The sequence below is a fragment of the Faecalicatena contorta genome, from assembly GCF_021531895.1.
In the GTDB taxonomy this organism is placed as follows: domain Bacteria; phylum Bacillota; class Clostridia; order Lachnospirales; family Lachnospiraceae; genus JAFBIX01.
Genome location: NZ_JAFBIX010000015.1, coordinates 41125 through 60762 on the forward strand (window position 1 = coordinate 41125; position 19638 = coordinate 60762).

Consider the following 19638-nt stretch of genomic DNA (forward strand, 5'->3'; position numbering starts at 1 on the left):
TAATCCCGCCATCATTATTAGACTTTTTCGCAGAAGTCAAGAGAAATCCAGCCTGCGCCGGATTTTAATTTACCCCAGCCTTTAGCGGAGCCTGCTCCCGCCTTCTCTTCAACAATTGTGAACACCCCTTTGCCTGTGTACTTACCTGTTTTCGCATAGTTAGTACCAGCACCTTTACGGATATTCAAATCGCTTACATTGACACGCACTGTATACGGAACTTTTGGCGTAGCAGGTTTATTGCCTGTGTTTCCAACAGTAGAACCGATAGTACAGTAAGATGCGTTTTCAAGGTAAATCCATCCAGCACCAGATTTCAGTTTGCCCCATCCATCTTTTACCTCGGTAATAGTGAATGTGCCCTTGCCAGTGTAAGCACCAGTTGTAGCGTATCCCATACCAGCACCTTTTCTGATATTCAAGTCAGAAATGATTACCTGTACGGTAAACGGAGTAGCAGGGAAGTTTTTGTTTGTCGGGTTAGAAGGATTAGACGGCGGTGTTACTACAGTAGTTCCGCCCATTTTAGCCTTAACAGCCTGTCTGAACGTATCCATTGTATATCCCATACCTAATCCCTTCCATAAATGTTCCGGGTCTCCGTGGTTTGTAGCAATACCTCTCGCATGACCTTCTTTGTGAGAAATAATTACTCCGTCAGCGAGCGGGTTGAGCCCATATTCTTTACAAAGGAATGCGAAAAGCTCAACAGCAGCTTCGTATGTACGTTTAGCAGATTCATAAAGTGAAGGAGTATGCAGAGCAAGGATATACATTTGCTGTAGTTTTGGATTTATCAAAATACTTTGACACACTCAACCATGAAATCCTTATTAACTTACTTCGTAAGAATGTAAAGGATGAACGAGTGGTGCAACTGATTAAGCGCTATCTGAAAAGCGGAGTAATGGAAAACGGAGTGGTAATCGAGACAGAGGAAGGTTCGCCACAAGGGGGCAATCTATCGCCACTACTTGCGAATATCTATCTCAATGAGTTCGACCAAGAGTTCTTGAGGAGAGGTGTTCCATGCATAAGATATGCGGACGACATCGTGCTCCTTGCAAAGAGCAAACGAGCCTCGGAGAGACTATTGGAAAGCAGTACAAGTTTTCTTGAAGAAAAGCTGAAGCTTACAGTAAACAGAGAGAAAAGCCGTACTGTCAGCGTGTTTGCAATCCGAAATTTTAAGTTCCTTGGCTTTGCATTGGGAAAGAATGGGAACGGTATTTATGTTCGAGTCCATTCAAAGTCATGGAAGAAGTTTAAGTCGAGGCTGAAAGAGTTATCTTCCCGTAAGTCTGTACAGTCAATCAAGCCAAGCCTTGGAAAAATCAAGGTGTATGCGAGAGGATGGCTTAACTACTACGGAATAGCAAGCATGAAGAATAATATCGAGGAGATCAACGGATGGCTCTATCACAGAATACGAATGTGCATATGGAAGCAATGGAAACTCCCGAGGACTAAGATGAGAAATCTGATTAAAATGGGGATTCCCGAATACTATGCATATATGGCGGCTAACAGTCGCAGAGGTCATTGGTTCTGCGCAAACTTGACGACGGTCAAAAGAGCAATGACAAAAGAAAGACTGATAAACAGTGGCTTTTATGATTTAGCCACAGCCTATCAGTCTGTGCACGTCAACTATTGAAACCGCCGTGTACCGAACGGTATGCACGGTGGTGTGAGAGGACGGGAGCTAATCACTCCCTCCTACTCGATTCTGCCAAAATCTTTACATAAAAAAGGATTATGTACGGCATATTTTTGAATGATTTTTAAAATTAATTGAAAAAACTACCTTTTTGTGTGGGGTAATTTGTTTTCATACTTGATAAAATGATTTAAATAGAGGAATAGGACCATGATGGAGGTAGTTTGAGAGTATGGGAGAGCGAAGATTAAAGAAAAAAAGAAAACGAATCATAGCCGGCGTTTTATTATTGGTAATGATTGTGCAAATGTTTCCGTTGTCAGTCATGGCAAATCCATCTTCGGACAAGCTGATATTTTCGGCGGATGGAGGAGAAAATACGATTACGGTTACACCGAAACAGGAAGAGCCAGATGAAGGAACCGAGGAAATTTTTAATAATGGTATTCTTGATTTTTCCTGTGATGTAGTTACCCTTGACAGGGATTATGCACAGACTGTGAAGGTGAAAGTAACCAATAAGTCTGAGAAGATGGTCCAATATTATCTGGAAGCTGAGAATAGTTATGAGGATATATATCTTAATTTCGTGCAGGAAGGTTCTGAAAATGCAAAAATGGTCATTGAGCCACAGGAAACACAGGAAATTGAATTGAGTGTGTTTCTTCAAAATGCTGCAGAAGATACATATCGGATTCCTATTACAGCCTATGTGAATGATGGTGAGGAAGGTTTTTGGTCCGCTGCTGTCCAGAAACGTATTCTTTTCCACTGTAAACAGAGTGATTTCAATGTGAGTATCGTACCACAAGAGAGTGGATCACCTGCTCAAAAAGCGTATCGTATCACAAATAATGGAGAGAAAATTACAGATCTTACATTGAGTGCAAGTGATAGTGTGAAAGATTATTTGATCTTTTCACCGGCAATTGAAAATTATACGTTGGATACAGGGGAGTCAGTTTCGACTACGGTGTCTTGTGATCTGGGTCTTATGAAAGAGAATGATGTTTCAAATGTTGAAGGAGAACTGATTGTATCTTCCGGTAAGCAAAATGTTAAACAATCTATTTCTTTTGAAAAAACAGATGATGTTAAGGAAATTGATGCGTGGAGGCTGGCGCTTTATCAGGAGAAAAGTTCTTATTATACGATAGATCAGCCGGAATTTGCAGATAATTTTGAAACTCCAAATGATTCGGCAAAAGCTTCTATGAAAAGACGGAGCAACGAATGGACAGAAGAGAGAGTTATTGAACTTTGCCATTTGAATATGGAAGAGGGGGGAATTAGTGAAGAGAATCCAATATCACTGACAGCAACCTATCCATATATTGATGAAGAGGGGAAACAGCAACAAATTACGATTGAAACAAATGTTTTTAGTCATATGATAGCGGAACCACAAGAGAATCGAATCAAGTATAAACAAACAAAATTAGATGGGACATCAATTGGAGATCATGTGGCGTGTTATGTTCTAACAAGTGCTAATTTGAAGAAAGCTGATTATCTTGACGCTATAAGTACTTATTTAAAAGAGGCTTCAAATTTTGTTAACTTAGAAGAGGATGCGAAGCTCATATTTGATAAAGTTTGGGAAGCATTTTCCGGCAAAGAGATGGGTGGTGGTGAAATTTTTGTTAAATCCATCATTCGAGATACGGCATGGGATGCGTTTGAAGTAGGGACAAAAGATTATACAAAGGATATATTAGAAGCTTCCAAAGGCATTTCAAAGGTCTTTGGTGATATGTCTGATGCTGCAAAAGCAGGGAAATATATGGCTGTGATATCTAATCCTACCATTGAGAAAAGCGAGAAAGATAAAGCAAGTGCGCATTTGTTGATGCATATGGCGAGCGTTGGAATCAAGGCCATTAAAAGCACGCCCCAAGGAAAAGTTTCCTTCTTTACGGCAGGACCGGAAAAGGCTATAGAAATTTTGAATAAAATGGATGAGATCCGATATTCAGATATGAGCGATGAGGAGTTTGGACTTTATTTCCAACAACTGGTATATGGATCTCAATGCACGAATGTAGGAAGCGTTAAGAGTCAAGTGAAAATAAATAGTCTTGCACGCGGAATGCAGGGATTTTGGGGAATGAATAGGGCATATTATCAGCTTGGTAATAACAGTTATACAAATGCAGAAATATTAGAACTATTTGGTAATTCCAAGTCAAAACGAAAAAGAAATACAGGATTAACAGAGGATGATTTCGCTTCTCATCCGGATGCAAATGTAGTAGTCACAACAGGTCGATTAAGTAATGAAGCATTATCCTATGCTTATCAAGATACGACGAATCAGATATTTAAAGTAAATGGTACACAAATAGGAAGCATAACAACGAATGGTTTGTCAGGTCTCTATAATGTTGCTCTTGTTACAGATACTTTTCAACAGGGAGTAAATACTGTTATTCGGGATTATGATACAAATCCGGGTAGTTATAAGGTGACGGCAGATACGGAATATAATACATTGGTACCGGATGATTCAACACTGTTTTATTCAGATTCCCTGGATACGTTAGATGATATTCGGTGTATCCCGGATTTTGCAATCTATGCAGAAAATATCCGCAATCAGGAGAAAAATATAATCGGAGAAAAAATGGAGATTCCTTTTACAATTTATAATCGTGGACCACGTGGTGGATGGACAGATGTCAGTGTGACAGCAGAGGGAGAGACTGTCTATACAGAGAAAAACGTGTATGTTGGACCATTTGGATCTGCAGATTTAAGTTTTACCATGACTCCTCAGAAAGAGAGAAATAAAATCACCGTTTCTTTGGAAAATAAGACAGAATATGTAGAAGAACGTACCATTGAAAATAATACGGCAACAAAAGTTTTGAGAGCTGAAAAAATGGAGGCTCCGGAAATTGTTAAGATCAGTCCGGAATTAATTGAATTAAAAGAAACAGATAAAGGAGCCTTTGTTTCAGCCCTTTTTAAAAATGGGAAGTGGATGAAATCCGTTCAATTTAGTCTGGATGAGGATGCATGGACAGAAACTTATGAATGTGATGGAAAAGATCGATACGCTGCTCTGCTCCCGATAAAATATTTGGCTGAGAAAGATTCTCATACACTGAAAGTCATAGCGACTTATCAAGATGGAACAAGTGAGACAAAAACAATATCAGGAGAGATCCCTGTTTCTGTTAAAATCAAAAAGGGTATATCGTTTACCTGTGTAGGACGATACCCCAGAACAGAACTTGTAGTTGAAAAAGAAGATGCTTTTGAAAAGATTGATCCAGATTGTTATGAGATTGTCAGTCATGTTACATATGATGACAAAACAAAACAAACGATTTATCAAGAGTCTATATATTTTGATGAGTCCTACAAACCTTCTGAAGATTGTAAGGTTTTCATTGTCGGTAATGATGAAAGAATGGATCTAATCCCATTGAATAAGATTCAGAATAAAGAAATTTCGGGAAATCCATCTGGCAAGGTAATGGTAACAGCAGATTCAGAGAATATAAGAAGTATTTCAGTTTCCTGTGCAAAGCTAAATGGAAAAATGTTGCCGGGCTACTGTTGGCTTGACAAAACGGTATATATTGGCGAAGGTATTTCAGACGTTCATCTTAAGATTAACTATTCTTGTAATGGACACTATCAAACAATAGAAAAAGATTTGGATGAATTGTCTTCTGAACAAACCATCCATTTACAGGATACTTCGAAAAAAGTTGTATTAACCAATGCGTCCGGAGATTTGACAAATGCATTGCTAATTATGAAGAATCAGGGTGGCTCAGAATCTTCGTATGGACTTTCGGTAGAACAAACTGAAGATGGCCAGTCGGTGATTTGTTTTGATGATGCGATATGGAAGAATATTACAAATGCCAAAACAGTTTCTCTTGTATGCAGTGATAATTCAGCAATTTATCAAATGGATCCAAGAACAATGGAAGGTTCGGTTGATCTGAAAGAATTGAAGAAGGATTATCATAAGATTTCATATAAGGAAAGCGATGCCAAGATTCAAAAGAGTGTGATTTGCTTGATGAATTATGATTTTACTGCAAATTCAGATACGATGTTACTGGCTCCCGGAGATTATCAAATTGAGACGGATTATACGATAAATGGAGTTGCCCTTCATAACAGGCAGGAGATAACAATAGCAGATCAGGATGTAGTCCTTGAACTGCCGGAGAATTCTTCAGAGACTACGGTTACACTGAATTGGTCGACTATTTACGATCTTGTTCAAGTATCTTATGATTCGCCAGATGGCTGGGTTAATGATCAGACTGTAGAGAATGGACAAAAGATCGTCTGCCAGACAGGAGAACAGAATATTTATATCTCAGCGCGACTGAAGGATGGCAGTAATATTAATATTAGCAAGACAGTAGATATTGCTGAAAATACGAATACCAATATCGAACTTTCCAATCAGTTCCACGGCAATGTGACGGCTCTTATGAATGGTGAAGCAACGCAAGAGGCTTCTGTAGAAGCAGGAAAGCAGATTGTGCTCAGTATGAGTGAACTGACAGATGGCGCCGGTAATAATTTCAATAATTATTATCAGGGAAACGGAATGAAGCCAACACTGATTCTGACCAATATTAGGGATGAATCCAATACGGTAGAGATAAATGCTGAGCAGAATTATTACTATTTGGATAATTGGTCAAATTATACCTTTACCGTACCGAAAGTAGAGGGTACCTATCGGTATCGTATAGAATGGAAGGTTCCGATTATGGAGCATGTTCATGTTCTGCAGAAAATTACTGCCACTGAAGCAGATTGTGAAACAGACGGAAATATAGAATATTATCTTTGTGAAGAATGTGGTGGCCGGTTCAAAGATGCAGAGGGTACAAAGGAGATTTCGGAAGAGGATATTTTGATTCCGGCTAAAGGACATCATTGGGGTGAATGGATCGTTATAGTTCCGGCAACGGAAGAACAAGAAGGACAGGAACAGCGTGTCTGCGAGAATAATAGTACGCATGCAGAGACACGTGTGATCCCGAAATTGACACATACACACGAGCTGGTATTCGTTCTGGCAAAAGAAGCCACTTATGAAGCAGATGGTAATATTGCGTATTATCATTGTAAATGCGGACGTATTTTTGCAGATGAAAATGGTGAAAAGGAACTCACGGAAGAAGATGTTGTGATTCCAAAACTGGTTCAACATATTCACAGTATAACAAAAGTTGGGGCAAAAGAAGCCACTTGTGAGGAAGCAGGAAACAGAGAGTATTATTATTGTGATCTTTGCGGAAAGTATTTTGAAGATACGAATGGTGAAAAAGAAGTTTCAAAAGATGATTTGATTATTTTACCAAAGGGTCACGACTGGGGTGAATGGACAATCAGTAAAGAACCAACCGCCGATGAACCAGGTGAGATGATCCGGGTATGTAAGAATGACAACAATCACGTAGAGAAACAGAAAATACCGCCAACCGGACAGCCAGAACAGCCGGACATTGATTATCAGATCATCAGGACAGGCGATCTGGTTTGGACAAAAGATTCGAATAAGACATTGCCGTTGTTTATAAGAAGAACTCCTGAAAAAGAAGGAAGCCTTGAGCATTTCAGAAATGTGACGGTTGATGGAACACGGCTGGATTCGGCTGATTACGATATTGACGGAGGTGAAAATCCGGGAACTGTTCTCGGTATTCAGTTATGGCCTTCCTGTCTTCAGAAACTGGCAAACGGCGAGCACGTCGTTCAGGTAATTTTTGATGATGGTAAGCTTGATGTGAAGTTAAAGATTGTGAAGCAAGAAGAATCTGGGGGAACAAATTCTCCGGACACCGGAGATGGAAACCAGAATTCCTCCGGAAAAAATGAAAAATTAACTTCTGATACAACATCATCAAAGACCGGAGACTCCGCAGATCTGACTCTGTGGATCACATTATCGGTGGCGTCTATAGCGGGGGCCGGCAGTATATGCGTTATCAAACGCAAAAAGAAAAGATAAGATTTAATTAAAAGGGAAATACCCACAAGCCGAATGGTACTTTCTGCATCTTACGCTTGTGGGTATTGTTTTTATGTTATAATACTTTTATTATTCATTGTAGATTGGTTAAAATTATCTTTCAGTAGAAAGGGGGGATATGATGGGTGAGCGTAAAAAATATATTGTTCGACTTTTTGCGGCAGCTATTTTGTTGTTTGTTGTTTCCGCATATCGGCAGTTCAGCATGCGGTACTTGCCGGAGGATTTTTTGCGTCCATATCTTGTCTGGGCGGTCTATATGTTTCTGCTCTTCTGCTGGCAGCATACCATTACAACAAAAATTACCCAGAAAGCCATGCGTGGCCACCTGACGGCGCAGAATATCGTCAGTATCCTGTATTTAACTGTTCGCTTTATCCAGGATGCATTCCTCTATGTCAATATTCCCTGGATGCGCTTTACCGGATACTTTATCAATATAGCAGCCATTTTCATACCGCTATTCGGTCTTTACGGCGCATTCTATCTCGGCAGGCCGGAGGATTACCGGATCAGCAAAAAGTGGTATCTGCTCCTGATCCCGGCTTGTTTTCTGAGTGTGATGGCATTGAACGATAATCTGTATCATTTTTTCTATTATATCGTGCCAAATGAGCCACAGCCGAATTTATACTTTCATCCATACATTGGCACATATATCATCTATATTTGGGGACTTAGTATCATCAGTTATCAGGTATATGTGATTTATCAACGAAATGGTACGACAAAGTCAGATCCGCTTTACCGGAAGCTGATCCCCTTCTATGAACCGATCCTACTGTTCCTGTTCAGTATTCCTTATGCTGCGACGGCCTACGTTGTGCGGTTTGAGATTGTGGAATATTCGGCGGGACTGATTTTCATTCTTGTGCTTTGCTGGGAGCTTTATATCCTAGTCGGACTGATTCCGGTAAACACGCAGTACGAGGAAGTGTTCCGGCGGTCTACGGTGGCGATGCAGATTCTCCCATCAAGCGGGGAGACGATTGCAGCATCGGAAAATACGGCGGAAATCACGCCTGCTATGCTGGAAGCTCTAAAGCTGAATCAGCATTTTTCTGTTACGGAAGATATTATCATGCACCTGCACCAAATCCCGGGCGGGTATATGGTCTGGCAAACCGATCTCTCGCAGATCAACCAAGCTTTGCGGGAGCTTCAGAGACTGAATGCGGAATTGGAAGAAAAACAGGATCTACTGGCGCAGGAAATTCGCATTCAATCGGATGAGACAAGTATTCAGGCGCGCAATGATATTTACGACAGCCTATCCTCGGAGGTGGCCGGGCAGCTTACTTTGTTGACAGAACTTTTATCGAACAAAAACATTACGGCGGATGACTGGAAACGCATCTGCCTCATCGGCACGTATATCAAGCGATTCTGCAACTTGCGGCTCACTTATCAGGAGCAACAGACGATTCCGATGGGCGATTTAGCCATCAGCTTACAGGATATGGCGAAATGTATGAAGAATGTCGGTATTCGAACAAGCTTGGATTTTTGCCCCACATCGAATTTAGAACCAGAGCTGATTCTTCTCATTATGAAGGTCTTGGAAGCGCTTCTGGAGGAGGCGGATTTTTGTCTGACCTCTATGGCAATCCGAATCAGCGATACGGTTTGCTTTGAGATTACCGGTACAGATCACGAGTTTGTTCCTCGTTCTTTAGAAGGTGGATATCGTCTTCAGGCAGAAAAGGTTCCGGCAGGTTATCGGCTTTTGCTCTTGCAGGAGGGAGAGGTGGTGCAGTCATGAAAAAGAATACGTCAGCTAAAATGATTAAAAAAGCCATCGACTCTTACCCCGGCGGAATCTGCTTCTCCGCATTGGATGGACGGGTCATTCTCGTTAATGAGAAGATGAACAAACTGATGCTGGAGCTGACCGGACATACAATTCTGAACGCAAAGACGGCATGGGAGGAGCTAACAAACTTTGCTAATAACGGCAAGGCGGAAAAGCTAACCCAATCCTGGCTGCCAAAAGATATGAACAATGAAAATGAAAGCACCCACCAACAGTTGTTCTTCCGCTTCTCCGACAACTCGGTCTGGCGTTTTGAGCTGAGGTTTCTTGATTCCAATACCGTTCAGGTTGAGGCGGCGGAAATTACAGAACTCTACCGGCTCAGCGAGGAACTGTACGAGAACACTATCCGGCTGCAGGAGATTCAAAAGCGGCAGAAAGCCTTGCTGGACAGTATCGTGGAAATCAATTTGAATAAAGAGATTCTTGCCGCGAAAATGCATATCCATGATGAGCTGGGGCATTGTTTGCTGGCCACCACTAAGGCGATTACGGAAGACCGTCTGGCTGAGAACGCTGATGTACTGAGGGAAAATTGGAACAGCGCCATTCATGATTTTTCCAATATCTCTACAGTATGGACGGTGCCCGATTCCTCTCTGCAGTCTGAACTGATGCAGGTTGCGGAGCTGATTGGCTGTAAGGTTACCTTCCTTGGAGAACAGCCCAAAAGCCGCAAGGCATTACAGCTTTTGTATGCCGCCATTCGGGAGGCGCTCACCAATGCGGTACGCCATGCGGACGCCACAGAATTGATGGTAAAAATTGAGCAAGACGAGAAAAACTATCATATAGAGATATCCGACAACGGCGGCGTTACTGTTTCAAAAATTACGGAGGGCAATGGTCTTAGCGCATTGCGGCAACGATTAGAACAAGAAGGAGCTACCCTGAAAGTACTCTGCGACAACAGTGTTTCCCTGCTTGTGGATATTCCCTTTGATTTTGATGAACCCCAGAAAGGAGGACGAAAATGATACAGGTTCTAGTTGTAGAAGATTCCAGGATTACCCGCGATGCCATTGAGAGCCAGATTGCCAAATCAGAAAGATATGTCCTGTACGCCTCCATAGAAAATGCAGCCAATGCAGAAATTGCCTGTCTGCGTGGAAGTGTCGATTTAATCTTGATGGATGTATGTACGGCTGACGAAGAATCCGGCCTGAAAGCTGCGGCAAAGATCAAGCAGTATAATCCAAAAATCAAGATTATTATTATGACCTCCATGCCGGAACATTCCTTTATTCAGAAAGCGAAAGCGTGTGGTTGTAACGGCTTTTGGTATAAGGAATATAGCAACACTGACTTGATGGAGGTTTGCGACAGGGTGATGAACGGCGAATATGTTTATCCCGAGGACACGCCGGTGATTCGCATTGGATACAGTAACAGCAATGAATTTACCACTCGGGAATTTGATATTATTCGGGAGCTGGCGCAAGGCAGAAAATATGAGGAGATTGCGGCGGATCTGGATATTACGCTAAATACAGTCAAGTACCACATCAAGAATATTTTGCAGAAAACGGGCTGCCAGAATACCTTGCAGTTGGTGGCCGAGGTGGTAGAAAAGCGGCTGATTCTGCCAAAATATTAAATTGGGGGAGGATGATATTAATGGTAACATACATGGTTGATGTAGAAAAATGTATTAAACAGATTAATGCAATGAGCAAAACTGATTTTCACCAGAGAATCTTGCGAGGTGTTGCTGCCAGTGAGGAGAACGCATAATCTTACAGTTCGCATAAGAATTTGAACCGTATGATTATCATGTAAATCAACGAAAAACCTTGAATTTCCTATGAAAATGGGATAATTCAAGGTTTTTTTGCGTATTGGGGAATAAATTTTGACTTATCGTAAATTATCGCTATTTATGCATGGAATTGGGTAAAAGTTGGGGAGTGAGTTGGGGAATTTCAATTCCCCAACTGGAGTATGAAACTTTGCCTCATTCTTCTGAAATAAAAGGGCGAAGATTGCTTGTTTTATTTTATTGGGGGATAGCGTAGTTCCCCAACTTTTGGTGTATGATAATATGAGATGTCTTAACATTTTGTAAGTTGTTATGAAAATATTTTTCAATTGATGAAATTAAATATACAGATTATAATAGAGATAGATGAAAACTATTTGTAGTAGAAATGGAGAAAAAATGAAATATAAAATTATTGCTGTTAATAATGATACAACAATTAAAACAATTGTAGCTGAAATATCGGAGGAAGAATATGAAACTATTATGTCTAATATAAAACAACTTCAAATATCTATGTTGAGTAAAGATTATTATGTTGTAGTTAGAGATAATATAAAAGAGTTACTTGCGTTTTTGCCTACAATAAAGATGCAAGATAAGTATTCAATTGATACAATTAATCGATATACATACAATGTATTAGGCACTTTTTATGCATGGATTGAATATTATGAAAGCCATTATAAAAAAATTTTTGAACCCATTAAGAAAAAATATTATGATAAATATTTTGAGTATCGAATGATGTATAATCTTCGGATTTATATGACTCATTGTGAAATGGCGATTACAAAAATAGAGTTTTGGCCTGGAAAATTGGAAATGTATATATATATTGAACCAGAAAATTTGTTACAAAATTCGAGCAGATTGCAAAAAAAGATTATTACAGAGTTGCAGAAAATGCGTGATGATAATGAAAAAATTGATTTATATGAATTAATGTTAGGATTTGAAAAAATATTTACATCTATGCATAAAGAACTTTTAAAAGCATTAGAACCAGAATTACAAAACGTATTAAATGAAATAAATCCATATCTTCAATTTACATCTGAAGGAAAAGCAAAATTATGTTATATATATGAAAAAGAAACGGATAAGAGAGTATATTCATTAACGGCATTTATAGGAGCTTTTATAAATAAAATGTGTAATCCATATTAAATGTACATAGCCGATTGGTTCACTAAGAATCAGTCGGTTTTTCTATGCCCACTTTTATACATAGCCAGTCCCGTAAAAAGGATTGGCTATTAAATTTTTCGAGGAAGGAGGAAACCATATGACCAAGTGTAAAGTAATCGCCCTTGCAAATCAGAAGGGAGGAACCGCAAAGACTACAACTACATTAAATCTTGGAATTGGTCTTGCACATCAGGGGCGAAAAGTATTATTGGTTGATGCTGATCCACAGGGAGATTTAACAACTGCATTGGGTTGGACGAATGCAGACAGTCTTCCGATTACACTGGAAACGCAAATGAAGAAGATATTACAAGACGAACCATTTGTGTATAATGAAGGCATTTTGCATCATAAAGAAGGAGTAGATATTGTTCCGACCAACATTGAGTTATCGGGTATGGAAATATCACTGGTAAATGCCATGAGCAGAGAGCAGACATTAAAGCTGTATCTGGCAAATTTGAAAAAAGATTATGATTATATCCTGATTGATTGTATGCCTAGTCTTGGTATGCTGACAATCAATGCATTAGCTGCCGCAGACAGTGTAATTGTTCCAGTGCAGGCTCATTATCTTCCACTAAAGGGCATGACACAGTTAATGAAAACAATTGGTAAGGTACAAAGACAGCTAAATCCTAATCTGAAGATTGATGGAGTATTGCTGACACTTGCAGATATGCGGACAAAACTTGCAAAGACAACAGAGGATAGCCTTAGAGAGAATTATGGAAAGCATATTCGGATTTTCAAAACGATTATTCCAGTGGCTATCACAGCAGCAGAAAGCAGTGCAGCAGGACAGAGCATTTATGAGTATGACAAGAATGGAACTGTTGCAAAGGCATATGCAGAATTTACGAGGGAGGTGATTCAATGTGGCGAAAAGCAGAGAAATAAACATGAATCTTCCCTCAGCCGATGACCTTTTTACCACTCAGGAAGAAAGGGACCATAAGAATCAGGAATATGTAAAAAATATTTCTCTTTTTGAGATTACTGATTTTCCTAATCACCCATTTAAGGTAAGAATGGATGCTAAGATGGTGGAGACTATCGAAAGTGTTCGTGAACATGGTGTATTGGTTCCTGCTCTTGTCAGAGAGAAGCCAACAGGTGGGTATGAAATGATTTCTGGACACCGTAGAAAAATGGCAAGTGAACTGGCAGGGTTAGAAAATATCCCTTGTATTGTAAGAAATCTCAGTGATGACGAAGCAGTTATTGTCATGGTTGACAGCAATCTTCAAAGGGAAGAAATATTACCATCAGAAAAAGCATTTGCTTACAAAATGAAGTTAGATGTCATGAAAAGACAGGGACAAAGAACTGATTTAACTTCGTCGCCATTGGCGACAAAGTTGAAAGGGAAACGTTCTGATGAATTATTGGGTGAGGAGGTTGGAGAAAGTAAAGACCAAATAAGAAGATATATTCGATTAACCTACTTGATACCGGAAATTCTTGATATGGTCGATAACAAGAAAATTGCCATGCGTCCGGCGGTGGAGCTGTCTTATTTGCCAAAAGAAGAACAGGAGATATTGTACGATACCATGGAATCGGAAGATTGCACTCCAAGTCATGCACAGGCAATCAAAATACGCAAATTTTCCGCAGAAGGCAGATTGAATGAAGATGTGTTACTGTCGATTATGTCAGAAGAAAAGCCAAATCAGGTAGAGCAATGGAAAATTCCGAAGAATCGACTGAAGAAATATTTTCCATCGGGAACTACACAGCAGAAAATGGAAGAAACTATTATCAAAGCACTGGAATTATACCGAAGACGGGAAAAAAGCAGGGAACGATAAGCAATTTGACACCAAGGGAGCAGTCTATCCGTTGGCAGTCAATGAGAAATCAGCATTTTCCTGTTTTCCCCTCCCCACACCCTACCCCTTTGGTTTACCAGCAGATTACCAGCCGAAAAGACAATAAGGAGCCGGGAACATCTTTTCTTTCGGCAGGTCAGAGATTCCCACACCTGCATGACAGCAAGAAGTAAACAGAATAAAGCAATAGCAGGCGTTTCAGACGGACGTCTTTTTTTATTGGATTGAAAAGAAAGGAATTGTAGAAAATGAAGAAGATATGGAAACGAGTGTGTACAGGGATTCTTGCCCTGACCACGATTTTAACTGCATTGCCGATTACATCGGTTCAGGCAGCGGAAACACAGTATTGGACAGAGTCCGCAGAGAGAGTTGGACATGTGGAACATTTGATGAACGACGGAACAATAAAAAGTACTTTCAACGAAGGACATATGAAAGTAGAGGGCGAAACCGCCTACTGTGTAAATATCAACATGAAATTTAAGAATGGCTATAAAACTAGACATGACGCAAGTGCCAGCATGAGTGCAGATCAGATTGAAGATGTGGCATTGTCGCTTGAGTATATGAAACAGTATACAGGCAGTCACAGTAATCTGAGTGCAAATCAGGCATATCTTTTAGAGCAGTGCCTTGTGTGGCAGCGTTTAAGTGAGCATTTGGGTTGGCAGTGTGATAATGTCCGAGCTGTATATTCCGAGATTTCTCAGGATATTCAGAATGAAGTGTATGCTGGAGCGAAAGCATTTGTAAAGGCAAATAAGGGACGCTATAAATGCGGTGGATATATCTATACTGGAGAAGGACAGGACATCGGACAGTTTTGGGCAGAACTGAATGTTGGAAATGCAAAGGTAAAGAAAACAACCGCAAATGAGATTGTCACAAATGGAAATGCGATGTATTCCATTGCGGGAGCAACCTTTGGTATATTCTCAGACCAGAATTGTGGTAATCAGATTGGAACACTTACAACAAACGAAAATGGAGATACAAATGAGGTTGAAGTAACTGCCGGAACTGTTTATATCAAAGAGCTTTCTGCACCGAAGGGATATAAGCTGGATACGACAGTACGCAGTCTGAAAGTTGAAGCCGGAAAAACAGCCGTATTAAATGTTTCAGATGTTCCGAAAGTGACAGAAACATTGGTAGACCTGTTCAAGATTGATATGGAGACAGGAAAAGCAACTGCACAGGGAAATGCAGCACTGGCAGGAGCAGAGTTTACCTGGCATTATTATGACGGACTTTATACAAAAGACAACTTACCGGAGAAAGCAACACGTACCTGGGTTACAAAGACGGTAGCAGAAAAAGACAGTGACGGAACCATTCATTATGTGACAAAACTGGCAGATGCCTACAAAGTATCCGGAGATGCATTTTACACTCAGAATGAAAAAAGCGTATTACCACTTGGAACATTGACTGTTGAAGAAACAAAAGCACCAAACGGATATTTACTGGACGGAGCTTATATGCAGGCAGGAGACAGTACAGAACAGATAAAAGGAATGTATCTGACACAGATCACAGAGGACGGAGAACTTGCAGTTCTTTCCGGAAGCAATCAGTATTCCGTATCTGATCAGGTAATCCGAGGTGGGGTGAAGATTCAGAAACGTGATTTAGAGACAAAAGATACCAAAGCACAGGGAAGTGCCACATTAAAAGATACAGCATTTGCAATTATTTCTCTGAACGAGAATCCGGTTCTGGTAGAAGGAAAACTGTACAAGAAGAATGAGACAGTTAAGATGATTCAGACAGGAATTGACGGAATTGCAACAACGACGGCAGATTTACTTCCGTATGGTAAATACAAAATGGAAGAAACCAAAGCACCGGAAGGTTATCTGACTGACGGGGCAAAAGCGATTGAATTTTCGATTACAGAAAATGGAAAAATCGTGGATTTAACAGACGAAAGTCATTCCATTTACAACCAGATTAAACGTGGAGATCTGGAAGGCGTAAAGATTGGAGCAGGTACACATAAGAGACTTGCGAATGTTCCTTTTAAGATTACGAGTAAAACAACCGGAGAGAGCCATATCGTAGTGACAGATAAAAATGGTCAGTTTTCAACCGCTTCCGATTGGGCGTCTCATAAGAAAAATACAAATGCAGGAAAATCCAGTGAGGACGGTATCTGGTTCGGAACTTCTGAGCCGGACGATAGCAAAGGTGCATTGCTTTATGATACTTATGAGATTGAGGAATTATCTTGTGAATCCAATAAAGGCATGAAGCTGATCCCTGCATTTGAAGTTGTTGTCAGCAGAAATAAAGTGAAAATCGACCTTGGAACACTGACCGATGAGTATGAGAAAGAGATTAGCATTCATACAACCGCAACAGACAAGAAAACGGGCGAAAAGATAATTGTTGCAGGAAAGAAAGTAACGATTGTGGATACAGTTACTCTGGACGGTCTGGAAGAAGGAAGAAAGTACCAGTTAAAAGGCTGGCAGATGCTGAAAGAGGAAAATGCTGAACTGCTCATTGATGGAAAGCGTGTGGAAAGTGATTATACTTTTGTTGCTGACAGCGAGAAAATGAAAGTAGAGATTTCTTATACGTTCGATGCATCAGAACTTGGCGGACAGAATCTGGTTACATTTGAAGAATTATATGACCTGAAGAATCCGGAAGAACCTGTAAAAGTTGCAGAGCATAAGGACATTGACGATGAAGGACAGACGGTCCTGATTACAGAGCGAAAGATTTCGATTCATACCACAGCAACTGATAAGAACGGTAAGAAAGAAATCGAAGCCGGAAAAGATCTGACGATTGTAGATACAGTTACTTTAGATGGATTGGAAATCGGTACAAAGTATAAATTGTCTGGTTGGCAGATGGTTAAGGCAGAAAATGCAAAGCTGATTATTGATGGCAAAGAAGTTACCAATGATTATGAATTTATTGCTGATAAGGAAAACATGGAAGTGCAGGTTGAGTTTACTTTCGACGGCAGCACTCTTGGAGGAAAGCAGCTTGTAACTTTTGAAGAACTGTATGATATGACAAATCCGGAAGAACCGAAAAAGGTAACAGAGCATAAGGATATCAACGATGAAGGACAGACCGTAACCATCAAAGAAGTACCGGAAACACCAACCCCAGAGACACCGGGTACTACTACAAAGACAAGCAATCCTCCAAAAACAGGAGACACCGCAAAAGCAGGATTGTGGCTAGCCATTGCTGCATTGTCTGCAATGGGCGTTGGTGGGGTGGCTATCCATGCAAGAAAAAAGAAGAAAGCACCACTGGCGATTGAAGAAAAGAAAGAAGAAAGCGAGGACGAATAAGGATTACAGGGTGGTGAAATACCACCCTCTTACATAGCGAAACAGGCAAGGAGGACAAAAGAATGGTAGTGAACCAGAAAGCGGTAAAAGTTATCAATAAGATATTTGAAGCAGGAATTACAGAGGAAAAAGATATTTCTGCAATGACCTTGGACGAGATTTTGGAAATTCAAGGGATTACGGTTGCAGAGATTGGAATGATCAATGATTTGCAGAAAGCAATCAAAGCCAATAAAGTGATTACTTTTTTGGGAGGTGGAGCAGTATGAGATATGACGTTATGAATGAGTATTATACGGAAATCCGTTTGTTTGGAAAACCTGCATTATTTAACGATATGCGTTTGGATCAGGAGACAGTTCCGAAAGGGTTATATTTATATGAAGTCAGATATGATGATGAAACGTGGGAACCAGTCCAGATTGCAAAAGGCATTTTAGCGAATCATTTGGGTTCGGTTCTTACACGCGAACGGTTAAAAATACCAGCGAATGGTTATCTTGACCTGGAAGCGAAAACGGACTGGAAATATAAAGATAAGGGGTGCCGGACAGTGCAGGAGTTTTTAGAAAAATATCCAATCAGACAAAAAGAAAGAGAACGATAGGAGGAAGGTACGTGGTAAAGAAATTTGATGTCATTACAAAACTGTATGAGGAAGCAACGCAGGAAGTGACAGAGTCACCGGAAAAGTGGATAGCCTTTCTTCAGTCAGCCAGTAAAAATTACCGATTGCCATTTGATGAACAGCTTTTGATTCATGTGCAGCGTCCAGAAGCAACCGCAGTACTTCCTATGGAAAAATGGAATGAAAAGTTTGGACGGTGGGTAAAACGGGATTCTAAAGGAATTGCTGTATTTGATAAGAGTTCCGATAGATTAAAGTTAAAATATTATTTTGATGTATCCGATACCAGAGAAGGAAAGTATAAGCGTCTGGTGCGTCCGGTCTCTTTGTGGAGTGTGGCAGAAGAACAACAGGAACCAGTAAAAGAAGCCTTGGTAAATACATTTGGCGTGACGGACGGAGACAGAAAAGAGTTTGCGATGGTGATTCTGGAAGCGTCTCTGAATATTGCAGAGGATAACATTGGAGATTATCTTCCGGATATCCTACTTGCGACAAAGGATAGTCCGTTAGAAGAAATTGATGAGTTTAATATCCGGTTGAAAATGAAACAACTGCTTGCAAACAGCATTTCTTATATGCTTTTTTTGCGTTGTGGAATTGAACCGGACATTTATCTGGAGACAAGGGACTTTCAAAATATTCGGGACTTTCATACAAAGGAGTTAGTCAATCTCTTTGGCGTGGCTGCGAGTGATATGTCAGAAATGGCATTAGGAGAAGTTGCGGACACAATACGAAAGTTAAAGATACAGGAACGGAAGCAACGCACATTTGTTGAACAGAAAACAACAGATTATAATGTGGATAACAAACAGGAAATCGCAACAGAAAGGGGACAGGACAATGGCAGCAATCACATACAGCAGACAGGGAGATTATCTCCTGCCGAATCTTACAATTCCAGAGGGCGAGGAAGTTCACCTTGGGAAGTACGCATATCTCCGAAAACAATATCTGATGAAGAATCGGTACGGAATGTATCTGAATCTTCTGACAGCGGGAACATTGAACCAGCATCTGATTCAGACGGAGGAAGAAGCACAGAACAGAATGGAGACACTTATTCAGCAGATGGCAGAGAACGAGGGCGTGACAGAAGAACTGAAAGCCAGAGATCAGATGGAGTGGATCGGGAGAATGAACAATATCCGGCAGAGAGCGCAGGAAATCGTGAGGAACGAAATCCTGGAGAATTAGAAGAAAATAATAGGAGTAGTGACATACTTCCAAGTGAGGAAGAACAACTTCAAATATTAGAAGAGAAGGCAGAGGAAAAATCCCCTGCTTTTTCTTTTTCACAGGAACTGATTGATGAGGTTCTTCAAGACGGTCCGCATTTTGCAGATGGAAAATACGATATCTATTCTTATCTTAAACAGGAACATAGCACATCAGAAAATGTGAAATTCT

The 19638-nt window shown here is 40.4% G+C and carries 12 protein-coding genes and 2 pseudogenes; 12 read left to right on the forward strand and 2 right to left on the reverse strand.

Going from position 1 to position 19638, the window contains the following annotated elements:
• Nucleotides 1-17: 17 nt before the first annotated feature.
• Together JQM81_RS07425 and JQM81_RS13885 are read right to left on the reverse strand one after the other, a co-directional pair.
• Nucleotides 18-524 carry a hypothetical protein gene (locus JQM81_RS07425; RefSeq protein WP_420370573.1) on the reverse strand — a complete coding sequence of 169 codons (507 nt, stop codon included), beginning with the start codon at nt 522-524 and terminating at the stop codon, nt 18-20.
• A pseudogene (locus tag JQM81_RS13885) lies at nt 510-734 on the reverse strand (N-acetylmuramoyl-L-alanine amidase); the annotation flags it as partial. The pseudogene JQM81_RS13885 and the gene JQM81_RS07425, both read right to left, overlap by 15 nt.
• A gap of 2 nt (nt 735-736) precedes the next feature.
• On the opposite strand from JQM81_RS13885, the pseudogene JQM81_RS07430 reads away from it, so the two are divergent.
• The 12 genes and pseudogenes from JQM81_RS07430 to JQM81_RS13800 form a co-directional block, all read left to right on the forward strand.
• A pseudogene (locus JQM81_RS07430) lies at nt 737-1657 on the forward strand (reverse transcriptase domain-containing protein); the annotation flags it as partial.
• Nucleotides 1658-1892: 235 nt separating this feature from the next.
• Complete coding sequence (locus JQM81_RS07435) at nt 1893-7655, forward strand: hypothetical protein (RefSeq protein WP_235232903.1); 5763 nt, start codon at nt 1893-1895, stop codon at nt 7653-7655.
• Between the two features lie 142 nt (nt 7656-7797).
• Nucleotides 7798-9438 (forward strand): hypothetical protein, encoded by a 1641-nt coding sequence (locus tag JQM81_RS07440; RefSeq protein ID WP_235232904.1) that lies wholly within the window; start codon nt 7798-7800, stop codon nt 9436-9438.
• Complete coding sequence (locus tag JQM81_RS07445; protein ID WP_235232905.1) at nt 9435-10466, forward strand: sensor histidine kinase; 1032 nt, start codon at nt 9435-9437, stop codon at nt 10464-10466. Before JQM81_RS07440 ends, JQM81_RS07445 begins: the two co-directional genes overlap by 4 nt.
• Entirely contained in the window at nt 10463-11086 is a 624-nt protein-coding gene (locus JQM81_RS07450; protein WP_235232906.1) for a response regulator transcription factor, read from the forward strand. Before JQM81_RS07445 ends, JQM81_RS07450 begins: the two co-directional genes overlap by 4 nt.
• A 561-nt stretch (nt 11087-11647) precedes the next feature.
• Entirely contained in the window at nt 11648-12418 is a 771-nt protein-coding gene (locus JQM81_RS07455) for a hypothetical protein (RefSeq protein WP_005340077.1), read from the forward strand.
• Nucleotides 12419-12536: 118 nt separating this feature from the next.
• Entirely contained in the window at nt 12537-13364 is an 828-nt protein-coding gene (locus tag JQM81_RS07460) for a ParA family protein (protein WP_105309246.1), read from the forward strand.
• A complete protein-coding gene (locus JQM81_RS07465) occupies nt 13318-14253 on the forward strand; it encodes a ParB/RepB/Spo0J family partition protein (RefSeq protein ID WP_235232907.1) in 936 nt (311 codons plus the stop codon). Before JQM81_RS07460 ends, JQM81_RS07465 begins: the two co-directional genes overlap by 47 nt.
• 269 nt (nt 14254-14522) lie before the next feature.
• Nucleotides 14523-17597 (forward strand): VaFE repeat-containing surface-anchored protein, encoded by a 3075-nt coding sequence (locus JQM81_RS07470; protein ID WP_235232908.1) that lies wholly within the window; start codon nt 14523-14525, stop codon nt 17595-17597.
• Nucleotides 17598-17659: 62 nt separating this feature from the next.
• Nucleotides 17660-17866, forward strand: coding sequence for a hypothetical protein (locus JQM81_RS07475; RefSeq protein WP_129900414.1), 207 nt, complete (start codon nt 17660-17662; stop codon nt 17864-17866).
• Nucleotides 17863-18204: an LPD28 domain-containing protein gene (locus JQM81_RS07480; protein WP_005340070.1), complete on the forward strand. Its 342-nt coding sequence runs from the start codon at nt 17863-17865 to the stop codon at nt 18202-18204. Before JQM81_RS07475 ends, JQM81_RS07480 begins: the two co-directional genes overlap by 4 nt.
• 867 nt (nt 18205-19071) lie before the next feature.
• A complete protein-coding gene (locus tag JQM81_RS13800; protein WP_081472153.1) occupies nt 19072-19425 on the forward strand; it encodes a TnpV protein in 354 nt (117 codons plus the stop codon).
• The last annotated feature ends 213 nt before the right edge of the window (nt 19426-19638 follow it).

What these genes read in the sequence shown, in the direction of transcription:
- JQM81_RS07425 (WP_420370573.1), bottom strand. Translation starts at nt 524, where the DNA reads ATGGGCGGAACTACTGTAGTAACACCGCCGTCTAATCCTTCTAACCCG.
- JQM81_RS07435 (WP_235232903.1), top strand. Translation starts at nt 1,893, where the DNA reads ATGGGAGAGCGAAGATTAAAGAAAAAAAGAAAACGAATCATAGCCGGC.
- JQM81_RS07440 (WP_235232904.1), top strand. Translation starts at nt 7,798, where the DNA reads ATGGGTGAGCGTAAAAAATATATTGTTCGACTTTTTGCGGCAGCTATT.
- JQM81_RS07445 (WP_235232905.1), top strand. Translation starts at nt 9,435, where the DNA reads ATGAAAAAGAATACGTCAGCTAAAATGATTAAAAAAGCCATCGACTCT.
- JQM81_RS07450 (WP_235232906.1), top strand. Translation starts at nt 10,463, where the DNA reads ATGATACAGGTTCTAGTTGTAGAAGATTCCAGGATTACCCGCGATGCC.
- JQM81_RS07455 (WP_005340077.1), top strand. Translation starts at nt 11,648, where the DNA reads ATGAAATATAAAATTATTGCTGTTAATAATGATACAACAATTAAAACA.
- JQM81_RS07460 (WP_105309246.1), top strand. Translation starts at nt 12,537, where the DNA reads ATGACCAAGTGTAAAGTAATCGCCCTTGCAAATCAGAAGGGAGGAACC.
- JQM81_RS07470 (WP_235232908.1), top strand. Translation starts at nt 14,523, where the DNA reads ATGAAGAAGATATGGAAACGAGTGTGTACAGGGATTCTTGCCCTGACC.
- JQM81_RS07475 (WP_129900414.1), top strand. Translation starts at nt 17,660, where the DNA reads ATGGTAGTGAACCAGAAAGCGGTAAAAGTTATCAATAAGATATTTGAA.
- JQM81_RS07480 (WP_005340070.1), top strand. Translation starts at nt 17,863, where the DNA reads ATGAGATATGACGTTATGAATGAGTATTATACGGAAATCCGTTTGTTT.
- JQM81_RS13800 (WP_081472153.1), top strand. Translation starts at nt 19,072, where the DNA reads ATGGCAGCAATCACATACAGCAGACAGGGAGATTATCTCCTGCCGAAT.